This window comes from Mycobacteroides sp. H003 (assembly GCF_001440135.1).
In the GTDB taxonomy this organism is placed as follows: domain Bacteria; phylum Actinomycetota; class Actinomycetes; order Mycobacteriales; family Mycobacteriaceae; genus Mycobacterium; species Mycobacterium gwanakae.
On the sequence record NZ_LJYL01000034.1, the window covers coordinates 465021 to 482966 of the forward strand.

At 64.9% G+C, this 17946-nt stretch carries 23 protein-coding genes and 2 pseudogenes; 13 read left to right on the top strand and 12 right to left on the bottom strand.

Annotated elements, in window-relative coordinates; all coding sequences use genetic code 11:
* Window positions 1-9: 9 nt before the first annotated feature.
* Entirely contained in the window at window positions 10-846 is an 837-nt protein-coding gene (locus tag AOT87_RS22420) for an alpha/beta hydrolase (protein WP_057967875.1), read from the bottom strand.
* Window positions 847-857: 11 nt separating this feature from the next.
* Complete coding sequence (locus AOT87_RS22425) at window positions 858-1826, bottom strand: o-succinylbenzoate synthase (protein ID WP_057967874.1); 969 nt, start codon at window positions 1824-1826, stop codon at window positions 858-860.
* 126 nt (window positions 1827-1952) lie between these two features.
* Between AOT87_RS22425 and AOT87_RS22430 the strand changes: the two genes are divergently transcribed.
* From AOT87_RS22430 to AOT87_RS22440, 3 genes are read left to right on the top strand one after another with little or no spacing between them, the layout of a single operon-like run.
* Window positions 1953-2279: a hypothetical protein gene (locus AOT87_RS22430; RefSeq protein ID WP_057967873.1), complete on the top strand. Its 327-nt coding sequence runs from the start codon at window positions 1953-1955 to the stop codon at window positions 2277-2279.
* Between the two features lie 59 nt (window positions 2280-2338).
* Window positions 2339-3040, top strand: a complete 702-nt coding sequence (locus AOT87_RS22435; RefSeq protein WP_057967872.1) for a Clp protease N-terminal domain-containing protein — start codon at window positions 2339-2341, stop codon at window positions 3038-3040.
* Window positions 3041-3072: 32 nt separating this feature from the next.
* Window positions 3073-3522: a nitroreductase/quinone reductase family protein gene (locus tag AOT87_RS22440; protein WP_057967871.1), complete on the top strand. Its 450-nt coding sequence runs from the start codon at window positions 3073-3075 to the stop codon at window positions 3520-3522.
* Here the strand turns inward: AOT87_RS22440 and AOT87_RS22445 are convergent.
* Together AOT87_RS22445 and AOT87_RS22450 are read right to left on the bottom strand one after the other, a co-directional pair.
* Window positions 3519-4712, bottom strand: coding sequence for a GGDEF domain-containing protein (locus AOT87_RS22445; RefSeq protein WP_057967870.1), 1194 nt, complete (start codon window positions 4710-4712; stop codon window positions 3519-3521). The genes AOT87_RS22440 and AOT87_RS22445 overlap by 4 nt on opposite strands.
* Window positions 4713-5720 carry a pirin family protein gene (locus AOT87_RS22450; protein WP_057964925.1) on the bottom strand — a complete coding sequence of 336 codons (1008 nt, stop codon included), beginning with the start codon at window positions 5718-5720 and terminating at the stop codon, window positions 4713-4715. It lies immediately after the preceding gene.
* 49 nt (window positions 5721-5769) lie between these two features.
* Here AOT87_RS22450 and AOT87_RS22455 point away from each other — a divergent pair, with 49 nt between their 5' ends.
* From AOT87_RS22455 to AOT87_RS22470, 4 genes are all read left to right on the top strand, one after another.
* Complete coding sequence (locus AOT87_RS22455; protein ID WP_057967869.1) at window positions 5770-6120, top strand: GNAT family N-acetyltransferase; 351 nt, start codon at window positions 5770-5772, stop codon at window positions 6118-6120.
* Complete coding sequence (locus AOT87_RS22460) at window positions 6117-6575, top strand: carboxymuconolactone decarboxylase family protein (protein ID WP_057967868.1); 459 nt, start codon at window positions 6117-6119, stop codon at window positions 6573-6575. The genes AOT87_RS22455 and AOT87_RS22460 overlap by 4 nt, the downstream gene beginning before the upstream one ends.
* 155 nt (window positions 6576-6730) lie before the next feature.
* A complete protein-coding gene (locus tag AOT87_RS22465; protein WP_057967906.1) occupies window positions 6731-7381 on the top strand; it encodes a hypothetical protein in 651 nt (216 codons plus the stop codon).
* 56 nt (window positions 7382-7437) lie between these two features.
* A complete protein-coding gene (locus AOT87_RS22470) occupies window positions 7438-8358 on the top strand; it encodes a 1,4-dihydroxy-2-naphthoyl-CoA synthase (protein WP_057967867.1) in 921 nt (306 codons plus the stop codon).
* A gap of 15 nt (window positions 8359-8373) precedes the next feature.
* Here the strand turns inward: AOT87_RS22470 and AOT87_RS22475 are convergent, their stop codons facing one another.
* From AOT87_RS22475 to AOT87_RS22485, 3 genes are all read right to left on the bottom strand, one after another.
* Complete coding sequence (locus AOT87_RS22475; RefSeq protein WP_057967866.1) at window positions 8374-8907, bottom strand: hypothetical protein; 534 nt, start codon at window positions 8905-8907, stop codon at window positions 8374-8376.
* Entirely contained in the window at window positions 8904-9563 is a 660-nt protein-coding gene (locus tag AOT87_RS22480) for a hypothetical protein (protein WP_131727354.1), read from the bottom strand. Before AOT87_RS22480 ends, AOT87_RS22475 begins: the two co-directional genes overlap by 4 nt.
* Window positions 9564-9656: 93 nt before the next feature.
* Complete coding sequence (locus AOT87_RS22485) at window positions 9657-10493, bottom strand: NAD(P)-dependent oxidoreductase (protein ID WP_057967864.1); 837 nt, start codon at window positions 10491-10493, stop codon at window positions 9657-9659.
* A 186-nt stretch (window positions 10494-10679) separates the two neighbouring features.
* On the opposite strand from AOT87_RS22485, the pseudogene AOT87_RS22490 reads away from it, so the two are divergent.
* Window positions 10680-11429: pseudogene (locus tag AOT87_RS22490) on the top strand (SDR family oxidoreductase); the annotation flags it as partial.
* 109 nt (window positions 11430-11538) lie between these two features.
* Complete coding sequence (locus AOT87_RS22495) at window positions 11539-11925, top strand: VOC family protein (protein ID WP_046254760.1); 387 nt, start codon at window positions 11539-11541, stop codon at window positions 11923-11925.
* A 29-nt stretch (window positions 11926-11954) separates the two neighbouring features.
* Here the strand turns inward: AOT87_RS22495 and AOT87_RS22500 are convergent, their stop codons facing one another.
* From AOT87_RS22500 to AOT87_RS29435, 3 genes and pseudogenes are all read right to left on the bottom strand, one after another.
* Window positions 11955-12236, bottom strand: coding sequence for a hypothetical protein (locus AOT87_RS22500; RefSeq protein WP_030096548.1), 282 nt, complete (start codon window positions 12234-12236; stop codon window positions 11955-11957).
* A 30-nt stretch (window positions 12237-12266) separates the two neighbouring features.
* Window positions 12267-13550 carry an inorganic phosphate transporter gene (locus AOT87_RS22505; protein WP_030096547.1) on the bottom strand — a complete coding sequence of 428 codons (1284 nt, stop codon included), beginning with the start codon at window positions 13548-13550 and terminating at the stop codon, window positions 12267-12269.
* A pseudogene (locus tag AOT87_RS29435) lies at window positions 13535-13749 on the bottom strand (hypothetical protein). Before AOT87_RS29435 ends, AOT87_RS22505 begins: the two are co-directional and overlap by 16 nt.
* 62 nt (window positions 13750-13811) lie before the next feature.
* Between AOT87_RS29435 and AOT87_RS22510 the strand changes: the two are divergent.
* From AOT87_RS22510 to AOT87_RS22520, 3 genes are read left to right on the top strand one after another with little or no spacing between them, the layout of a single operon-like run.
* The gene (locus AOT87_RS22510; RefSeq protein WP_030096546.1) at window positions 13812-14153 is read left to right on the top strand and encodes a DUF3349 domain-containing protein; all 342 of its coding nucleotides are present in this window, start codon (window positions 13812-13814) and stop codon (window positions 14151-14153) included.
* Window positions 14150-15298 (top strand): o-succinylbenzoate--CoA ligase, encoded by a 1149-nt coding sequence (gene menE / locus AOT87_RS22515; protein ID WP_081343232.1) that lies wholly within the window; start codon window positions 14150-14152, stop codon window positions 15296-15298. Before AOT87_RS22510 ends, menE begins: the two co-directional genes overlap by 4 nt.
* A gap of 34 nt (window positions 15299-15332) precedes the next feature.
* The gene (locus tag AOT87_RS22520; RefSeq protein ID WP_057967862.1) at window positions 15333-15851 is read left to right on the top strand and encodes a cupin domain-containing protein; all 519 of its coding nucleotides are present in this window, start codon (window positions 15333-15335) and stop codon (window positions 15849-15851) included.
* Here AOT87_RS22520 and AOT87_RS22525 read toward each other — a convergent pair whose 3' ends face one another.
* Window positions 15852-16310, bottom strand: coding sequence for an SRPBCC family protein (locus AOT87_RS22525; protein WP_057967861.1), 459 nt, complete (start codon window positions 16308-16310; stop codon window positions 15852-15854).
* A gap of 52 nt (window positions 16311-16362) precedes the next feature.
* Between AOT87_RS22525 and AOT87_RS22530 the strand changes: the two genes are divergently transcribed.
* Window positions 16363-16860 carry a pyridoxamine 5'-phosphate oxidase family protein gene (locus AOT87_RS22530; protein ID WP_057967904.1) on the top strand — a complete coding sequence of 166 codons (498 nt, stop codon included), beginning with the start codon at window positions 16363-16365 and terminating at the stop codon, window positions 16858-16860.
* Here AOT87_RS22530 and AOT87_RS22535 read toward each other — a convergent pair.
* The gene (locus AOT87_RS22535; RefSeq protein ID WP_057967903.1) at window positions 16857-17630 is read right to left on the bottom strand and encodes an S-methyl-5'-thioadenosine phosphorylase; all 774 of its coding nucleotides are present in this window, start codon (window positions 17628-17630) and stop codon (window positions 16857-16859) included. The genes AOT87_RS22530 and AOT87_RS22535 overlap by 4 nt on opposite strands.
* Window positions 17631-17946 lie beyond the last annotated feature (316 nt).

Consider the following 17946-nt stretch of genomic DNA (forward strand, 5'->3'; position numbering starts at 1 on the left):
ATCAGGGTGTCATACCGCCTGTGAGGCGCTCGCAAAGAACTCCAGGATTACGCGGTTGACCTCGTCGGGACGTTCGATGAAGCCCAGGTGCCCGGCGTCGGCGATCTCGACGTAGGTGCCGCCGGGGATGGCCTCGGCCACCTCCCGGCCGAGGTATGGCGGCAGGGTCATATCGTCGCTGAATCCGATGACCAGCGACGGAACCGTGATGCCTGAGTACGCGCCGGGCCGATCGGGGGCAGGGATGGCACTGCGCTGGTGATCGATGCCACCCGAGGTCGGCTCCGGCCACAGCGTGAACATGTCGATCCAGTCCTTGATCGCGGCATCGTTGTTGAGGGTCTTCGGCGAGAAGTTCAACAGCAGACGCATGGCCGCCTGATATGCCGCCGGCACCTGCACACCCGATGCGGACAGTTCGAGCTCGGCCTTGCGGAAGAACGATCGGGTGGAGTCCTCGCGCCCCCGCGTTCCCATGAACACCGCTGCGGTCACCAGGTCCGGACGGGTGAGCGCGAGTTCCTGGGCGATGAGCGCGCCCATGGAAAACCCGACCAATCGGGCCGGAGCCGCGCCGAGGCTCTCGATGAGCGCCGCGGCGTCGGCCACCATGTCCTGCAGGGTGAAACCGTCGGCGCACTCGGTGGTCGGCGGTATCCCCCGGTTGTTATAGGTGATGGTGCGATAACCCGCGGCACGAAATGCCGGTACCTGGTGCAGGTGCCAGCTGCGCCCGGCACCACCGCGCCCCGAGATGAAGACGACGGGATCACCGGAGGCGCCGAGCGCCAGGGGCCCACGATCGTCGTAACTGATCTGGATGCCGTTGATGTTCGCGAGAGGCACGTTGAGAGAACCTACCGGTTCAGCAGCGGGTAGCAGTCGGCCACACGGCGCCGCCACCAGTCGCGGCGGTCTGCGGCGGCGACGAGTGTCGCCAGCCGATCCGGGTCGGGTGTGAACGACGACACCGGCAGGTAACCGTCCTCGGGCGTCGGCGCCTGCGCCACATCCTCGACAAAGAATCCCCCGGTCCCCAATCCGCAGGCATGCTCGAGCACCGGCAGTGCCGCGGCCGCACGCAAACCGATACCGATACCGACCGCGCTGTCCAGGGCGCTGGAAATCACCGCGGGCATACCGATCCGCGAGGCGATATCCAGCAGCGCGGCCACCCCGCCGAGCGGGGCCACCTTGAGCACCGCGATATCGGCCGCGCAAGCCCGCGCAACACGCATCGGATCGCTTGCACGCCTGATGCTCTCGTCGGCCGCGATCGGCACATCCGGGAGCCGCCGACGCACCTCCGCCAGTTCCTCGACCGTGGCGCAGGGTTGTTCGGCGTACTCGAGAGCGCCCGTGCGGGTCAGTGCCCTCAGTGCCTCAACGGCCTGCTCGACGGTCCATCCCGCGTTGGCGTCCACCCGTACGGTGGGGATCTGCGCGCGGACCGCCTCGACACGCGCGATGTCGTCATCCAGGGTCTGCCCGGGCTCGGCCACCTTGACCTTGGCGGTGCGGGCGCCCGGGAAACGAGCCAGCACCTCGGGCACCGCCGCGGCGGCCACCGCGGGCACGGTGGCGTTGACCGGAATTCGGGTGCGCCGCGGCTCCGGAAGCTCGTAGTAGGCGGCCTCGATCGCCGCGGCCAACCAGGCTGAGGCCTCAGGCGGCTGATATTCGGGAAAGGCACCAAACTCACCCCAGCCCGCAGGGCCGTCGACCAACGCCACCTCACGGGTGGTGATGCCGCGGAATCGCACCCGCATGGGTAGCGCGACCACGTGCAGCCGGTCCAGCACATCGTCTAACGCGGGCAACTCCACACCTGCGATCGTCGCACGCAATTCAGAACGTCCGACGAGAAGCCCTGAAAGTGACTTTGGCTTCTAGAGCCGCACCGCAACCGGGTGCGAATCTGCTCGCATCGATGGATAGGCAAAGGAGAGCAGATGCTGACGGTTCACGGTCTCGCGGGATTTCAATCGGGCTGCCGGTGCGCGGGCTGTTCCACGGCCGAGTCGCAGCGACTGCAGCGAATCGGTGACTCAGAACGCGAACGCTGGGAGCGGATCAACCAGCGGGCCGCCCGGCGAACCCAGCGCTACTTCGCCGACGCCGGGAATCATCCGTTGAACTGGCAGAAGCCCTGGACCACCGAGGAGATCGACAAGGCCCTGGACGCGTCGACCACCGCGGCACAAGTCGCGGCTCGCTTGGGCCGCTCGATCGGAGCCGTCCACGCGGCACGGCGGCGGTTCGGCCCGCGCGCCAGTTAAGGCCACCAACTGGTCAACTTTCAGTTGACAGTGCGATATCGTCAACCTAAGGTTGACGCATGGCCGACTTCTCCCTCTCTCTCGACAACTTGATCGAGTCGGTGCGCGGGATGCATCCCGACGGCACCGCCTTGGACCGCCTGTCCGATGCGATGTTGCTGGCCGGACGGCTCTCCGATCATGCCGATGCCCTGATCGGACATTTCGTAGACCAGGCCCGACGCTCTGGCGCCTCCTGGAGCGAAATCGGGTCCAGCATGGGCGTCTCCAAGCAGGCGGCGCAGAAGCGCTTCGTGCCATCGGTACGGATGTTCTCCCGCTTCACCGACCGGGCCCGGCGATCAGTCGTGGCAGCAGCAGGGTTCGCACTCACCGATGGCACACCGATCACCGTCGACCACCTTCTGGCCGGAACCGTAAGTGATCCGAAAGGACTCGCCGCACTTATCGTTTCGCAGTCCGGGATAAGCACCGAAGCCCTAGGAATTCCCGTGCGGGCGCTACCCGACTACGAGACCGTCGCCCCGAAACTGCCCACCGCGGAATTCGACGGTGATGCGCAGGAGGCACTGGAAGCCACGTTGCACACCGCACTTCGGCTGGGCCACAACTACATCGGTACCGAGCACCTGCTGCTGGCAATCCTGTCCGGCCACACGGAAATCTCCCGAAAGCTCTCCGATCTGGGCCTCAACGCACTGGTGGCCGAAGAGCAGGTGAACCGTCTCCTCGGCGACATTTTGAACGGTAGAACCCCCTAGTCAGCGCGACCCCAGGGGCGTACCCTAATGTCATGCCAGTTGACATCAAGCCCGTTCCCAAATGGCTCAGATACTTCAACAAGGTCGTCATCGGCGGGCACAAGATAGGCCTCAAATTGCCGATGGTGGTCCTCACCGTGCCGGGCGCCAAGTCGGGCAAGCCGCGGCCGACTCCCATCACCCCGTTCACACTCGACGGCCACCGCTATGCCGTCGGCGGAGTTCCCGGATCGTCATGGATTACCAATGCACGCAAGGCCAAAGAGGGCACCCTGACCCAAGGCCGCCGCACCCAGCGGGTCCGGATCATCGAGCTGTCGCCCGAAGATTCCCGACCTGTGCTGCGCGCGTTTCCGGTCGAAGTACCCACCGGAGTCGGCTTCATCAGAAACGCCGGACTGGTCAAAGAGGGCACCCCCGATGAGTTCGAAGCTCTCGCCGGGATTGCCGCCGTCTTCCGGTTTGATCCGCTGGAAGGCTAGGCGCCCGACTGCCACACGTAGTGATCACCGGAATCCAATCCCGGGTGAAGGATCCGAGATTGGTTACCGCCATTGCGCTTCGCCTCATACATCGCACGATCGGCGCAGGCGGTCAGTACATCGATGGCCTCTCGTGATGCCGCCGACGCCACACTGGAAACCGGCTGCGCCGCCACCCCCACACTCGCGGTCACCGCGATGCCTGCCGGCTTGGACGCCGTCACCGCTTCCCGGAGCCGGGTGGCGAAATCAATGACGGCATGCGCAGGGCAGATTGTCACTACAATGAACTCCTCGCCGCCCGAGCGGCCCACCGTGTTTCCCCGCATCGATTCGCCCACGAACGCGTTGGCCAGGTCGACAAGCACCCGGTCACCCGTGCCGTGGCCGTACTGATCGTTGATCGACTTGAAGCGATCGATATCGACGATGGCGGCGGCGACCACTCGGTCGCCTTCCAACCCGTGCTCACGCATCAACCCGCCGTGCAGACGCTGCCACTCGCCGTAGATGCCGCGCCGGTTGAGCAGCCCGGTGAGCGGATCCCGCTGTGCCGCCAGCGCATCCAAGCGCACCACCGCGATCCCGAATTGGATGACCATGGGTATCAACACCACGACCACCAGCATGCTGGTCACTTTCACCACCGCGGTCATCGCCGCACCCACCGTGCCCTCGGCAAGCAGACGCAGCGACAGCGCGAAGATCACCGGGCCGCACCACGCCACGTGCGCCAGCAGCAGCCGGTTACCCAGGAAGAAGCTGACGTACGCGCCGACCGGCGTGAACAGCACCGTTCCCACCAAACCTGCCAGCGGGTCGGAGTCCTGCCAGCAGGCCACCGCGATTCCGACGTCGGCGAAGGCGACAAACGCGACCGCTTCACGCAGAGAAGGCCACGGCCCTACAACCCAGCGCACCGCCCACCCCAGCGCGCCGAGCGCGCACACCACGACGATGGCGCGACCCACCGTGCTTCGGGGCCCGGTGTCGCTGAACTGCACCGCCACGCAGATCGCGGCGAAGATCAACGCATACCCGCCGATGAGGTTGCGAACGGTCCGGTCGAGCTTGCGTTCCCGCAGGAAGGCCCGCAGCCAGCCCGTCGGGACCGGCTCGGTCCACCACTGGAGCAGAAAACTCATCCAGGCGGTGGCACGGACGTACGAGACAATTCTGTTCAGCGGCATCTAAATTCCCGGGTTGGCGGTCGGCGCGTTGCGCCTCGGGACCATCCGCACGGTCGGCAGTGGCGGGGCAGGCAAACGAGGCACCGCACCCTCATATCCCTGCACCTGCCCGAAGCGCTCGGACTCGGCCTGCCACTCCTCGCGAAACCCCGCGATCTCGTCGTGATCACGGCCGACGAAGTTCCACCACATCACGATCTGCTCACCGAACGGCCTGCCGCCCAACAGGATCGCCCGCGCTACCGCATCGGTCGGGTTGAGCACGGTGAGCTGATCGACGCCGGTACCGACGTATCCGAGCTCGCCCCGCGACAACCTGGTTCCGGACAACTCCACCGCCTCGGTGTCCACCAGCAGCCCGTGCTCAAAACCGGGATCGACGTCGAATCGCACCAGGCTGCGCGGTTGCAATGTCAGCTCGGCACCAAGCAACGGCGTGGCAGTGCGCACCGGCGATACCTGCCCCGCCAGGGTCCCCAAAAACACACGCAGACTGACCCCACCCACGGCGACCGCATCGGGCGCGTAATGCTGAAAATCCCGTGCCGCGTCCCGGGATTCATCGGGCAACGCGACCCATAGCTGTACGCCGTGCAGCGTGGTGGTGTGGGCCGTCGACACCTCCGAGTGGCAGATGCCGTGCCCACCCGTCATCAGGTTGAGCTCCCCCGGCCGCACCATCGCGTGCACTCCGTTGCTATCGCGATGCTCGATCTCTCCGGCGAACAGCCAGCTGACCGTCTGCAGTCCGGTATGCGGATGGGGCGCCACATCCATGCCGCCGGACTGCGCGATGTCGTCGGGTCCGTAGTGGTCGGCGAAGCACCAGGCGCCGATCAGCGATCTCCCGGCCTGAGGCAGGGTCCGCAGCACCGTCATCGCACGTGGCCCCCCGAGAGGAACCTCTCGGGGAGTGAGTATTTCGACCACCGGACGGCCACGTCCATCCCGCGGGCACGGCCCGCCCTCGCAGCGGGTCTCCGTCGGGGCTGTCTCGGTATTGCTCATGTCCTCATCATCGGCCGAACTCACGGTGCGTGCGGCATAGTTGGTCACCATGGACGGATCCGAATCCACCACCACGGTCGCCGACGCACCCGATAACCACCGATTCGAGATAACGGCAGACGGCGAACGCGCGGGCTTCACCGAATACCTGGATACCGCGCTGAGCGGCACGAAGGTGCGGATTTTCTATCACACGGAGATCGACGAGAAGTTCGGCGGCCGCGGCCTCGCCGGGACACTCGTTGAGTCGGCCCTGACATCCACACGGTCCACCGGGCGCAGGATCGTGCCGGTGTGCCCGTACGTCCGGAAATTCGTCGGCAAGCACCATGAGTTCGACGACATCGTCGACCCGGTGACACCGGAGGCACTGGCCGCGGTCGAGGCCCGCCAGGGATGACCGCGAAGCGCGTCTACATCGACAAGCAGACTCCGTCTGTCTACCAGGGGCTGACCAAAGCCGCCGCCGAACTCCGCGCCCAGGCCACCGAGGCCGGGCTCTCGCGAACAACGCTGGAATTGGTCAATATTCGCGTATCCCAACTCAATCGCTGCCTGTTCTGTCTCGATCTGCACACCCGGGTCGCGCTCGAGGAAGGTGAGTCAGCTCAGCGGATCGCAGTACTGCCGGTGTGGCAGGAGGCCGAGTTGTTCACCGATGTCGAGCGCGCGGCCCTGACGATCGCCGAAGCCGTGACGGAGGTCACCGCAGGCCACCTCACCGATGAGCAGTACGCCGCCGCGCGGGCGCATCTCTCCGACGATCAGGTATCAGTGCTGGTCTGGTCGGCCATCATGATCAACACGTTCAATCGGATCTCGATTCTGAGCCGCCACCCGATCACGCGGCGCTGACCCCCGGCACCTGGCGCGGGAATACAACCGAGCCACCATGAGTTAGATTTCTTACGCCAGGCTAATGATCTGGCCATTGACATATCTCACGGGGAAGGTATTCGACGATGCCTCAGGTGCGTGCCACACGTTTCCGCAAGTCAGCGCGCGCGATAGTGGTCGCCGCGACGCTGGCTACCGCTCTGTCCGGGTGCACTGTCTACAAGACGCTCACCAAACCCTCGGAGACTCCCCCGCCGCCGCCCGCGACCTCACAGGTCAGCGATCAAGACCAGATCCGTCAAGTCACCGCCCAGCTCGGCAAGGCCCTCGGCAGCCTCGATCTGGACGCCGGTAATGCCCTGACCTGCCCGCGCTACCAGGTGTCCAGCCGCACCGCGGACGAGAAGCTCGTGCCCTCGATCAACTCGTGGCAGGGCGCCGAGGAAGCCTTGATGTACGGCGACACTTCCACCTTGTCCAGCAGTGTGGCACAACGATTCCCGAGTGCGGGAAGCAGCGAGCGCGCCACCCTGGTCAAGGCGATCGTCGGCCGCGACCAGTTCGCTTATGCCGCGACCGTGCTGCAGGTGATCCGCGAGAACACCACCGTCGAGAAGTTCGCGATCGACAACATCAAGATCATCGGCGACAGCGCCACCGGAGACATCACCGCGACCTACAGCTTTGGCGGTGCCGCTACCCAAACCCAGACCAAGCCGAACCAGTTCCGCAAGGAGGGTGGCAAGTGGGCCTGGTGCCAGCAGCCGCCGCCGGGCCTGTTCACCCAGTGGACGACATCCACGTCGGCACAGTCGTCGGCGTAGTCGTTCACGGGTAGCGTCGACCGGCCGCACATCGGGCGGCCTCTAGAGTCGGAGCCATGACCCAAGACGACGGGCAGACCGCCAGTCCCTTTGACCCGACTCGCTGGCAGCCGGTGGCGGGATTCGAGGATCTGACCGACATCACCTATCACCGGCACGTCAGCCAAGGGACCGTCCGGATCGCGTTCGACCGGCCCGAGGTGCGCAATGCCTTCCGGCCGCACACCGTCGATGAGCTCTACCGAACCCTGGACCACGCCCGGATGACCTCCGATGTCGGGGCGGTGCTTCTCACCGGGAACGGCCCCAGCCCCAAGGACGGCGGCTGGGCATTCTGCTCCGGCGGCGATCAGCGCATCCGGGGCCGCACCGGCTACCAGTACGCCGGAGGCGAGACCGCCGAGACTGTGGACCCGGGCCGGGCGGGCCGCCTGCATATTCTGGAGGTGCAGCGCCTCATCCGCTTTATGCCAAAGGTGGTGATCGCCTTGGTGAATGGGTGGGCCGCCGGTGGTGGACACAGCCTGCACGTGGTGTGCGACCTGACCTTGGCCAGCCGCGAACACGCGCGCTTCAAGCAGACCGACGCCGATGTGGGCAGCTTCGACGGTGGCTACGGCAGCGCCTACCTGGCCAAGATGGTCGGGCAGAAATTCGCCCGTGAGATCTTCTTCCTGGGCCGCCCCTACACGGCCGAACAGATGCATCACATGGGCGCCGTCAACGAGGTCGTTGACCACGAACACCTGGAGACGGTCGCGCTGGAGTGGACCGCCGCCATCAACGAGAAGTCGCCCCAGGCACAACGAATGCTCAAGTACGCCTTCAACCTCACCGATGACGGGCTGGTCGGGCAGCAGCTGTTCGCCGGTGAGGCAACACGATTGGCCTACATGACCGATGAGGCCGTCGAGGGCCGTGACTCATTCCTGGAGAAGCGCAAGCCGGACTGGTCGCCCTACCCCTGGCACTACTAAGACCCAAGCGCCCGCTCAGCACGGATTGGGCCTGCAGCGACCGCCCGACGACGGCGCGGCGACCGTGACAGTCGTCGTGGATGTGACCGTCGTGGGGACGGTGACGGTCGTCGTACTGGTGATCGTGGTCGGCACGATTTCCGTGGTTGTCTCGGTGGTGGTCAATGTCTCCGTCACGGTCGTGGTCGACGTCGACGTTACGGTTGCCGTCGAGTGGGAGGTCACCGTCTCCGTCACCGTCCTGGTCGAGGTACCGGTTTCCGTCGCGGTGACAGTCACCGGTGCCGCCGTTGGTGTGGTGGAGACCGAATTGACTACCGGCGTAGGCACATCACTCCCCCCGCCCGCCGACTGGGCGAGCGCGACACGGGTACCCACCGCGCCAGTGCCGATCACGATGGCCACCGCCCCGGCCACCAGATACCACGTCAAGATCTGGCCTCGCAGCTGTCCGATTCCGGTCGCCACCGATCGGGGAACGTCGACATGTACCGCTCGCCGATCACGCGCGACGGAGCGCAACAGCCCGCGAACGGCCGGATCACTCATCGGTCCAACCCCCGGGCATAGGCAATCGGTGCGAGAACGCCGTCGGCAACCCGGAGTTCTGCTTGCACCTGCGACGGCGTCAACCCGAGCATGTCCGAGAGATCATCGATGCCGACGTCGGCGAAGGCGCTGAGCACCGCGGCCACCCGCTGAACCTGCGTCAACTGGGACAACGGGTTTGGCCCGGCGGCGGGCCGCCCGGTCAGCGTGAGCCGCGAATGCGCCATCAGCGCATGCACAAACCAGCACAACGTGAAGATCTGGATCGACTGATGCACCGGCCCTCGCCACTTCAGGGTGGCCTGAGCGATGGCGGTTTCCATCAATCGCTTGCCGACGTCTGGGTCATCACACAGCAGGCTCGCGCACTCTTCGAAGATCGGCTTCTGGATCTCAAATGTCCGCGCCAGCTCTTCTTCCCGCCGGGTGAGGTCGGCAGTTATCCGTAACCCGGACGGCAGACCGAATTCCACCTGTTTGATCGCAGGGAACAGCGCCAGCGTCAACGCCAGTAACCCCACAAACCCGAGCACACCCAGCAGCAGAGGGCTGTGGACAAATGGCCCAGCGGCGACCGCGGCGATCGCGACAGCGACGGGCAGCATGATGCGCGGCTGGAACAGATCCGTCCATCGTCGAGGCTCGGTCTTACACATCGCGAACACCCCTCTATGCGAACTGAGTGGGGCAATCGTCGCCGCAGCGTCGCGGAGAAGCGCGAGTAACCGACTACTCGATTGTGCGGGCGGTTACCGCGCCGCGCGCTCCATCCAGAAGTCGAGTTCGAGGTCCTCTTCGGCGCATTGGCGGTACTTCGAGAAGTCGGTGACACCTGCCTCGGTGAGCACCTCGTCGTCAATGAAGCTGTTTCCGGTTACCTCACGGCTGGGCTTGATCAGGATCTCGTACGCGGCGTCGGCCATGATCTCGGCCGAGCGGCAGCGGGCCACCAGTTCTGCGCCGAGGATGTTGCGGATTGCGGCGGTGTCGATCGTGGTGCGCGGCCACAGCGAGTTCGACGCGATGCCGTACTCACGCAGTTCATGAGCCAGCCCGATGGCCACCAAGCTCATGGAGAACTTCGAGATGGTGTACGCGGTAGTGGTCTGATCGAACCACTTGGGTTCCAGCGTGATCGGCGGTGACAGGGTCAGGATGTGTGGGTTGTCCGCCTCCTTGAGAGCGCCGATCGCCGACTTGGACAGTGAGAAGGCGCCCCGCGCGTTGATGTCCTGCATCAGGTCATAGGCCTTCATCGAAATCGATTCCGAGGGAGCCAGATTCAAGGCGCTGGCATTGTTGACCACAATGTCGATCCCGCCGAACCGCTCGACCGTCTGGGCCACTGCCGAGGCGACCACCTCGTCGTCACGGACATCGCCGAGAATCGCGAGCGCCTGACCACCGGCGGCCTCGATCTCTTCGGCGGCGGTGTAGATGGTGCCGGGAAGCTTCGGATGCGGCTCGGCCGTCTTCGCCATGATCGCGACATTCGCACCGTCACGCGCGGCCCGGAGTGCGATCGCCAGCCCAATGCCGCGGCTGCCTCCCGACATGATGATGGTCTTACCTGCCAGCGATCCCATAGCCACGTCCTTGTCGTCATAGGGGATGAGTGAGGCCAGCGTAGGACACCGCCGGTAAGGCATACCTTCGAGACCTAAGTCACCCAGGCCCGGCATTTCGCACTCATCGCGAGGGGCATACAGTTCTTACTCGTGAGTAAGAACTCGGTGAGCAAGCGACTGAACATCGCCTTTGCGCGCGCCCTGATGCAGCCTTTCCCCAGCCCATCGCTCATTCGGGCGAAGTTCGACGCAAACTACGGTGTCTCGGTCAAGGACAAGCGCGTCCTCATCACCGGAGCGTCCTCTGGTATCGGCGAGGAGGCCGCATACCAATTCGGCAAGCTCGGCGCGAAGGTCATCGTGGTGGCGCGACGCGAAGACCTGCTGAACGAGGTCGCCGCGCGCATCACCGCCGCCGGCGGCACCGCGGATGCCATCGCATGCGACCTGTCCGACCTGGACGCCATCGACAAGCTGGTGCAGACCGTGAACGAGCGCCACGGCGGCGTCGACATCCTGGTCAACAACGCCGGTCGCTCCATCCGGCGTAAAACCTACGAGTCTCTGGACCGCTGGCATGACGCCGAGCGGACCATGCAGCTCAACTACTTCTCGCCCCTGCGGCTGATCCGCGGGTTCGCACCCGGCATGGTCGAACGTCGCAGCGGCCACATCATCAACGTCGCGACCTGGGGAGTGCTCACGGACGTGGTGCCGCAGTTCGCGGTGTACAACGCCTCCAAGGCCGCACTCTCGACGGTGAGCCGCATCGTGGATGCCGAATACGGCAAGTACAACGTGCACACCAGCACGCTCTACTTCCCCTTGGTGCGTACCCCGATGATCGCGCCGACCGAGGCATACACCAACGCAGCGGCACTGACCTCCGCTGAGGCCGCGGAGTGGATGGTGCTGGCGGCCCGTACCCGGCCGGTGCGTATCGCCCCGCGAATCTCGGTGATGTCGGCCGCCACCAACGCAGTGGCGCCCAGCCTGGTGACAAAGGTGGCAATGTCGGGGCGCGAAACCCTTTAATATCCCGGCGCCCGTGATACACACGGGTATGGAGATATTGTCCAGCCGAATTTTGTTGCGGCCTAAGGACTATGACGCGACGCTGGCGTTCTACCGGGACACCCTGGGGCTCGCCATCGCACGCGACTACGGAGCCGGCATGGTGTTTTTCGCCGGACAGTCCCTCATCGAGATCGCCGGGCACGGCCGCGCCGACGGCCCCCTCACCGCATTTCCGGGTGCCCTCTGGCTCCAGGTACGCGACGTGTATGCGACGCAGACCGAGCTGGAGAGCCGCGGTGCCTCGATAAGCCGTGCCGCACAGCAAGAGCCGTGGGGTTTGCATGAAATGCATGTGGCGGCACCTGACGGTGTCACGCTGATCTTCGTGCAGATCCCACCGGACCACCCATTACGCAAAGACACCCGGCGGTAGCTTCCGCCGGGTGTCTTTGGTTGGTCTCGCTACTTCTTGACGAACGGAAAGAAGTCGATGCCCGTGTGGTGGATGATCGTCGTCCGGGTGATCCACAACAGCGCGAGCACGACAACCGCTCCCACCAAAGTGAAGAGCGCCAGCCCCAGGAACTTCACGGCCGGGTTGGGTGCGGTGACCGTGCCGTCGTCATTGGCGCCGCCGGCACCCGAGGAGTAGGCGACCAGGCCTGCCGCGAACAACGCGGGCAGACCCGCACCGAGGACCAACCCAACAACGAGCACCTTGCCGATGGCTTCCAAGTAGTTCATGGAGGATTCCTTCTTTTCGCTGGGGTTGGGTTAGACCGAGGCCGTGTCGTTGGCGGAGTCCTTCTTCGAGGCATCCTTGCTCTCGCCGGACGCTTCGGTCTTGGCCTCGCGGACATCGGCGGGCACCACCGAGTTGGTGGAGTCGTCCCAATCGGCGTTGACGTTGCTCGAGTCGACCTTCTCCTGCTGGGCACGCCACCACATGTAACCGGAGAGCCCGACCAGCAGGGCGAAGATGATCAGGTCGCCGACCATCGGCGTGGTGAGATCGCCGACGCCCTTGGAGAGCCAGTAGGACAGCGCGCCGACGATACCGGCGGCGGGCAAGGTGACCAGCCAGGCCAGCACCATGCGGCCGGCTACGGCCCAGCGCACCTCGGCACCGGGCTTGCCGACACCACTACCCAGGATGGAACCGGTGGCCACGTGTGTGGTGGACAGGGCCATACCGGCGGCGCTGGAGCTCAGGATGATCGCGGCCGAGGACGCTTCGGCAGCCAGACCCTGAGGCGATTCGATCTCGACGAGACCCTTGCCCAGGGTCCGGATGACACGCCATCCACCGAGGTAGGTCCCGAGGCCGATCGCGATGGCGCAGCTGGCGATGATCCAGAACGGCAGGCCGGTCTCCTTGACGTTTCCGCTCAGGTGGCCGGTGGTGATGAGCGCCAGCGCGATGACACCCATGGTCTTCTGTGCGTCGTTGGTTCCGTGCGAGAGCGCAACCAGGGAGGCGGTGGCGATCTGGCCCCAGCGGAAGCCCTCTTCACGACGCTTCTTCACCACGTTGCGGGTGATGCGGTAGACCAGCCAGGTGCCGGCGGCCGCGACCAGACCCGCGATGAGGGGGGCGGCGAACGCAGGGATGATGACCTTCTGCAGGATGCCGTCCCACTTCACGCCCGAGAGGCCGATGGCGGCGAGGGCGGCACCGATAAGGCCGCCGAAGAGTGCGTGCGACGAGCTGGACGGAATACCGAAGAGCCAGGTCAGCAGGTTCCACAGGATGCCGCCGATGAGGCCCGCGAAGATGATCGTCAGGCCCATGGACGGGGTGATGTTGGGCAGCAGATGACCTGTCTTGCTGTCTTGCACCTTGATAACCGAGGTGGTCACCGTGACGGCGACCTCGACAGAGAGGAAGGCGCCGACAAGGTTCAGGACGCCAGCAAGCAGAACCGCGGTCTTGGGCTTGAGCGCACCCGTTGCGATGGACGTCGCCATGGCGTTACCGGTGTCATGAAACCCGTTGGTGAAGTCGAAGGCCAGTGCCGTTGCGATCAACAGCACCAGAATGATCATGGTTGCGTCCATGGCGCTAATTCTGGGGTAAAGGCCTTGACTTTGACCAGCTGATGGACGACCAAGTTTGTGCGCTGACCGGCCAGTTTGATATTTCCCGCAAGGAGTTCACATTCCGTTAACCTTCCGGGTGCTGACTGTTCGAACTGCGCGCGGGCCTCCTGGCTGATTGCGGCTAGTTTTGCCTGGCGACAACACCAACCAACAGCACTACGATCCGTACCAAGTCGATACGAAGAGGACGGCCGCCCGTCCGTACAGGAGTTTGAGGCCGTGAACGCATTTCTGAGCAAGATCGTCACCTGGCTTCGGGCGGGATACCCCGAAGGTGTCCCGCCGCCCGACTATGTCCCGCTGTTGGCACTGCTCGGCCGCAGGTTGAGCAATGACGAGGTCAAGACCGTGGCCCGCGAACTGATGGCCCGCGGCGACTTCGACAACATCGATATCGCCGTACTCATCACCCAGGTCACCGATGAGCTGCCGACCAGCGACGACATCGAGCGCGTCCGCGAGCGACTGGCGAAAAAGGGCTGGCCTCTAGATGATCCGCGCGAGCCCGCGGACCATCGTGACGAACCGGGCTCCGGTCAGGCCACCGACCACCCGGCGTGACCCGGCTACTGCGCGCCCTGCCCGTACCCAGCGGGCAAACCATGCTCGGCCTGCTCCCGCGCCTGGCAGAACTGCTGGACGGTCGCGGCGACGCAGTGCTGCCCGTACCCGCCGATGACGCCGATCAGGCACATTTCCTCGCCTCCGAACTCGCCGCCGACGAACCGATCGCCGAGGATGTCGCGGTGGTGGTGTCAACCTCCGGCACCACCGGAAAACCCAAGGGCGCCATGCTCACCGGGGATGCGCTGACCGCCAGTGGGGCCGCAACACACGCCCGCCTGGGCGGGACCGGCCAATGGCTGCTGGCGCTGCCACCCCATCACATCGCCGGAATGCAGGTGCTGCTGCGCAGCATTCAGGCCGGAACCGAGCCGGTGGTCCTCGACGTCTCGACGGGCTTTTCGCTACCCGACTTCGTGCGCGCCGCCGCCGAGATGACCGGAACTCGTCGATACATCTCCCTGGTGGCAATACAGCTGGTCAAGGCCTTGGAAGACCCCGTCGCGTCCGAGGTGCTCGCATCCTTTGACGCGGTCCTGTTGGGCGGTGGTCCGCTACCGGCGCCCGTCGCCATCAGGGCGGCGCAGGCACGCGTCCCGGTGATCCGGACCTACGGCATGAGCGAAACCTGCGGGGGATGCGTGTACGACGGCGTGGCACTCAGCGGAGTCCAGGTGCGCATCGGAGCGGAGGGCCAGATCAGCCTCGGCGGTGCCACCGTGGCATCGGGCTACCGAAATATTCTGAACCACAAGGCATTTGCGGAGCCCGGATGGTTCCACACCGATGATTTCGGCGAGCTGCACGATGGCCGGCTGCGGGTGCTGGGTCGACTGGACGAGGCCATCGGCACCGGCGGCCTCACCGTGGTTCCGCAGGTGGTGGAGGCCGCCCTGGCCACCCACCCGCTGGTCGCCGAATGTGCGGTATTCGGTGTGCCCGATGATCGGCTTGGCCAGCGCGTCGCCGTGGCGGTGGTGCCTTCGCCGGCGGGCAATCCGACGCTGGAGGATCTGCGGGCTCATGTCACCGCGGCTCTCGACGACACCGCCGCCCCGCGCGAGTTGCATCTCCTCGACGAACTACCCCGGCGCGGGATCGGGAAACTCGACCGTCGCGCTCTCGTCAAACGCTTCTCTTGACCTCAAGCTCACTTGAGTTCATAGCGTTGGTCCCATGACACGTGAAGAGTTTGTGCCAGGTTCCGCGCCTCTGGTCCGGCACCGCGATCGCGAGATCCTCAGCACCGCAGCCGGAAACGCGACCGGATTGGTAATGGATTCCGACGCGACCGGTGGAGCCGTCAGCGTCCTGAGCGTCTACCTGCCCAAAGGCGCCGACGGGGCGGCCCCGCACTTCCACACCCGATCCACCGAGCTGTTCTACCTCGTGTCGGGGCGGCTGGAACTCCTGGCGGGCGATCGCATCGAGGTTCTGGAAGAGGGCGACACGCTGCTGGTTCCGCAGCTGATGCCGCACGCGTTCGGCGCCACACCGGACAGCGATGCCAACCTCTTCACGGTGCTCTCCCCCGGGGTCCAGCGCTTCGACTACTTCCGGCTACTGGACCGAATCGTGCACGGCCAGGCCGATATCGGCGAGCTGCGGGCGTCGCAGGAGACCTACGACAACCATTTCACGGAAAGCGCGGTGTGGTCTGCGGGACGTGGCCTGTCGGCGCTGGATGCCCCGTAGTCACGCGGCCTCGGCAACCGCCTTGATCCGATTGAGGGTCTCCCGCATGCCGTTACGGTTGGTGCGTCCGCGCGCCCAGCCAAGCAGCGCCCAGTAGATCCGAACCGGCAGTGACGGTGTCAGCTCGAAGGATTCGGTGACGTCGGTGCCGTCGCCCGCGGGCTCAAAGCGATATCGCCAGGTATTGACCGTCTTGCCGTTCGGCAAGAGCACTGCAAAGGCGAAAGAACGTTCGCGGTCGCATTCGACGATCCGGCACACCGTCCAGTAGACGGGCCCCTTCTGATTGCGCTTCACATGACCACGGAACCGCACGCCCACCGCGGGACTGCTGGCGCCGTCGAGCCATTCGGCCTCGAACGTCTCTGGACTGAACTTTCCCGTGTTGGTGATATCGCTGACCAGTTCCCAGATCTTGTCGGCAGGAGCCGCGATATGCACGGTGACCGAATCACGCATGGCGTTACGGTACCCGCGATTAATCTCGGTGACGGGCCGGGTCTATATGACCATGACCCTTACCCCTCATTTCGACCAGCGGTTCAGCGAGCCCGGCGCGGCTGCACCCGCATGGAGCGACGTATCGACGCTGCTTGCCGCCGCCGAGCTGTACTGGATCACCACCGTGCGCGCCGACGGCAGCCCCCATATGACTCCGCTGGTGGGCCTGTGGCAGGACGAATCATTCGTGTTCTGCACGGGCCCCACCGAACAGAAGGCCCGTAATCTCGACGCGAACCGCACCGTGGCCATCGCGACCGGGGTCAACACATGGAATGACGGGCACGACGTCGTGATCGAAGGGGCGGCCGACCGCGTCACCGATGCCTCCACCCTGCAGAGCCTCGCGGACGCCTATTTCGAAAAGTACGGCGAGGATTGGAAATTCACGCCGAGCGAGGGTGGCTTCGGCGAGGGCGATCAGTTCGCGGTCGTCTACACGGTGACGCCGTCGAAGGTGCTGTCCTTTACCAAGAACCCACACGGGCAAACGTGTTATGTCCGCTAGGGAAGCTCGATCGGCAGCGTGACGCCGTCATGCGCGCGGCAGTGCCCACAGGTGTCGACGGATTCGGTCGCGGTGACGGCAGCGCGCACCAACTCCTTGAAGCCGCCGATGTTGCGTTCGAACTCGGCGAACACGTCTACCGCGCGCACCCCTTGCCCGTGTTCAATTCCAGCGTCCAGATCGGTGACCAAGGCGATTGCGGCATAGCAGATTTCGAGTTCGCGAGCCAGCACCGCCTCGGGGTACCCCGTCATGTTGACCAGGGTGAAACCCTGCGAGGCGTACCAGCGACTTTCGGCTCGAGTCGAGAACCGCGGCCCCTGCACCACCACCATCGTGCCGCCGTCCACAGCCTCGGGTTGCAGCGATACAGCACGCAACCCCGGGCAGTACGGGTCGGCGAATTCCACGTGGATACCGCCGCTGTCGAAGAAGGTCTGCTCGCGCCCGCTGGTGCGATCGACCAGCTGATCGGGTACCACGATGGCCCCGGGACCCAGATCAGGGGTAAGACTGCCCACCGCGCACGGTGCGAAGACCCGGCGCACACCGAGCGCGCGCAGCGCCCACATATTGGCGCGATAGGGCACGGTATGTGGCGAGAACTCGTGGCGACTGCCGTGCCGTGGCAGAAATGCCACCTCACGCTCTCCCACCAGCCCGACCGTGATGGGCGCGCTGGGCTGACCGTACGGCGTCGTCGGGGTGACGGTCCGCACCGGTTTGTCGAAGAACGAATAGAAACCGCTTCCACCTATCACCGCGAGCATGCCGTCATTGTCGTGCAACACCCCGGCCAGCGGCCAATTGGGTGCGTCGCGCACCCCTCAAACAATTAGTCGCCAAAATACCTGCGACAGTTCCCGACAAATCTGGGCAACAATTTTATCAACGACACCAAGGAATAGGATGAATGTTGCTGCCGCCCAATGATGTAGAGAATGTCACCGTTCCCGACGGTGACACGGCGTAGATGAGAATTGCTGATAGAAACTCAGGTTTTTCGGTGAATTATGCCGTTCTGCCAGACTCGCGCCGGCGACCTTGACGCATCCTCCACCACGTCTACCGTAGAGGAGTGAATTC

Bases quoted from the DNA above. Each gene is read 5' to 3' on its own strand.
- AOT87_RS22430 (WP_057967873.1), top strand. From the start codon at position 1,953: ATGCTGACGGTTCACGGTCTCGCGGGATTTCAATCGGGCTGCCGGTGC.
- AOT87_RS22435 (WP_057967872.1), top strand. From the start codon at position 2,339: ATGGCCGACTTCTCCCTCTCTCTCGACAACTTGATCGAGTCGGTGCGC.
- AOT87_RS22440 (WP_057967871.1), top strand. From the start codon at position 3,073: ATGCCAGTTGACATCAAGCCCGTTCCCAAATGGCTCAGATACTTCAAC.
- AOT87_RS22445 (WP_057967870.1), bottom strand. From the start codon at position 4,712: ATGCCGCTGAACAGAATTGTCTCGTACGTCCGTGCCACCGCCTGGATG.
- AOT87_RS22450 (WP_057964925.1), bottom strand. From the start codon at position 5,720: ATGAGCAATACCGAGACAGCCCCGACGGAGACCCGCTGCGAGGGCGGG.
- AOT87_RS22455 (WP_057967869.1), top strand. From the start codon at position 5,770: ATGGACGGATCCGAATCCACCACCACGGTCGCCGACGCACCCGATAAC.
- AOT87_RS22460 (WP_057967868.1), top strand. From the start codon at position 6,117: ATGACCGCGAAGCGCGTCTACATCGACAAGCAGACTCCGTCTGTCTAC.
- AOT87_RS22470 (WP_057967867.1), top strand. From the start codon at position 7,438: ATGACCCAAGACGACGGGCAGACCGCCAGTCCCTTTGACCCGACTCGC.
- AOT87_RS22475 (WP_057967866.1), bottom strand. From the start codon at position 8,907: ATGAGTGATCCGGCCGTTCGCGGGCTGTTGCGCTCCGTCGCGCGTGAT.
- AOT87_RS22480 (WP_131727354.1), bottom strand. From the start codon at position 9,563: ATGTGTAAGACCGAGCCTCGACGATGGACGGATCTGTTCCAGCCGCGC.
- AOT87_RS22485 (WP_057967864.1), bottom strand. From the start codon at position 10,493: ATGGGATCGCTGGCAGGTAAGACCATCATCATGTCGGGAGGCAGCCGC.
- AOT87_RS22495 (WP_046254760.1), top strand. From the start codon at position 11,539: ATGGAGATATTGTCCAGCCGAATTTTGTTGCGGCCTAAGGACTATGAC.
- AOT87_RS22500 (WP_030096548.1), bottom strand. From the start codon at position 12,236: ATGAACTACTTGGAAGCCATCGGCAAGGTGCTCGTTGTTGGGTTGGTC.
- AOT87_RS22505 (WP_030096547.1), bottom strand. From the start codon at position 13,550: ATGGACGCAACCATGATCATTCTGGTGCTGTTGATCGCAACGGCACTG.
- AOT87_RS22520 (WP_057967862.1), top strand. From the start codon at position 15,333: ATGACACGTGAAGAGTTTGTGCCAGGTTCCGCGCCTCTGGTCCGGCAC.
- AOT87_RS22525 (WP_057967861.1), bottom strand. From the start codon at position 16,310: ATGCGTGATTCGGTCACCGTGCATATCGCGGCTCCTGCCGACAAGATC.
- AOT87_RS22530 (WP_057967904.1), top strand. From the start codon at position 16,363: ATGACCCTTACCCCTCATTTCGACCAGCGGTTCAGCGAGCCCGGCGCG.
- AOT87_RS22535 (WP_057967903.1), bottom strand. From the start codon at position 17,630: ATGCTCGCGGTGATAGGTGGAAGCGGTTTCTATTCGTTCTTCGACAAA.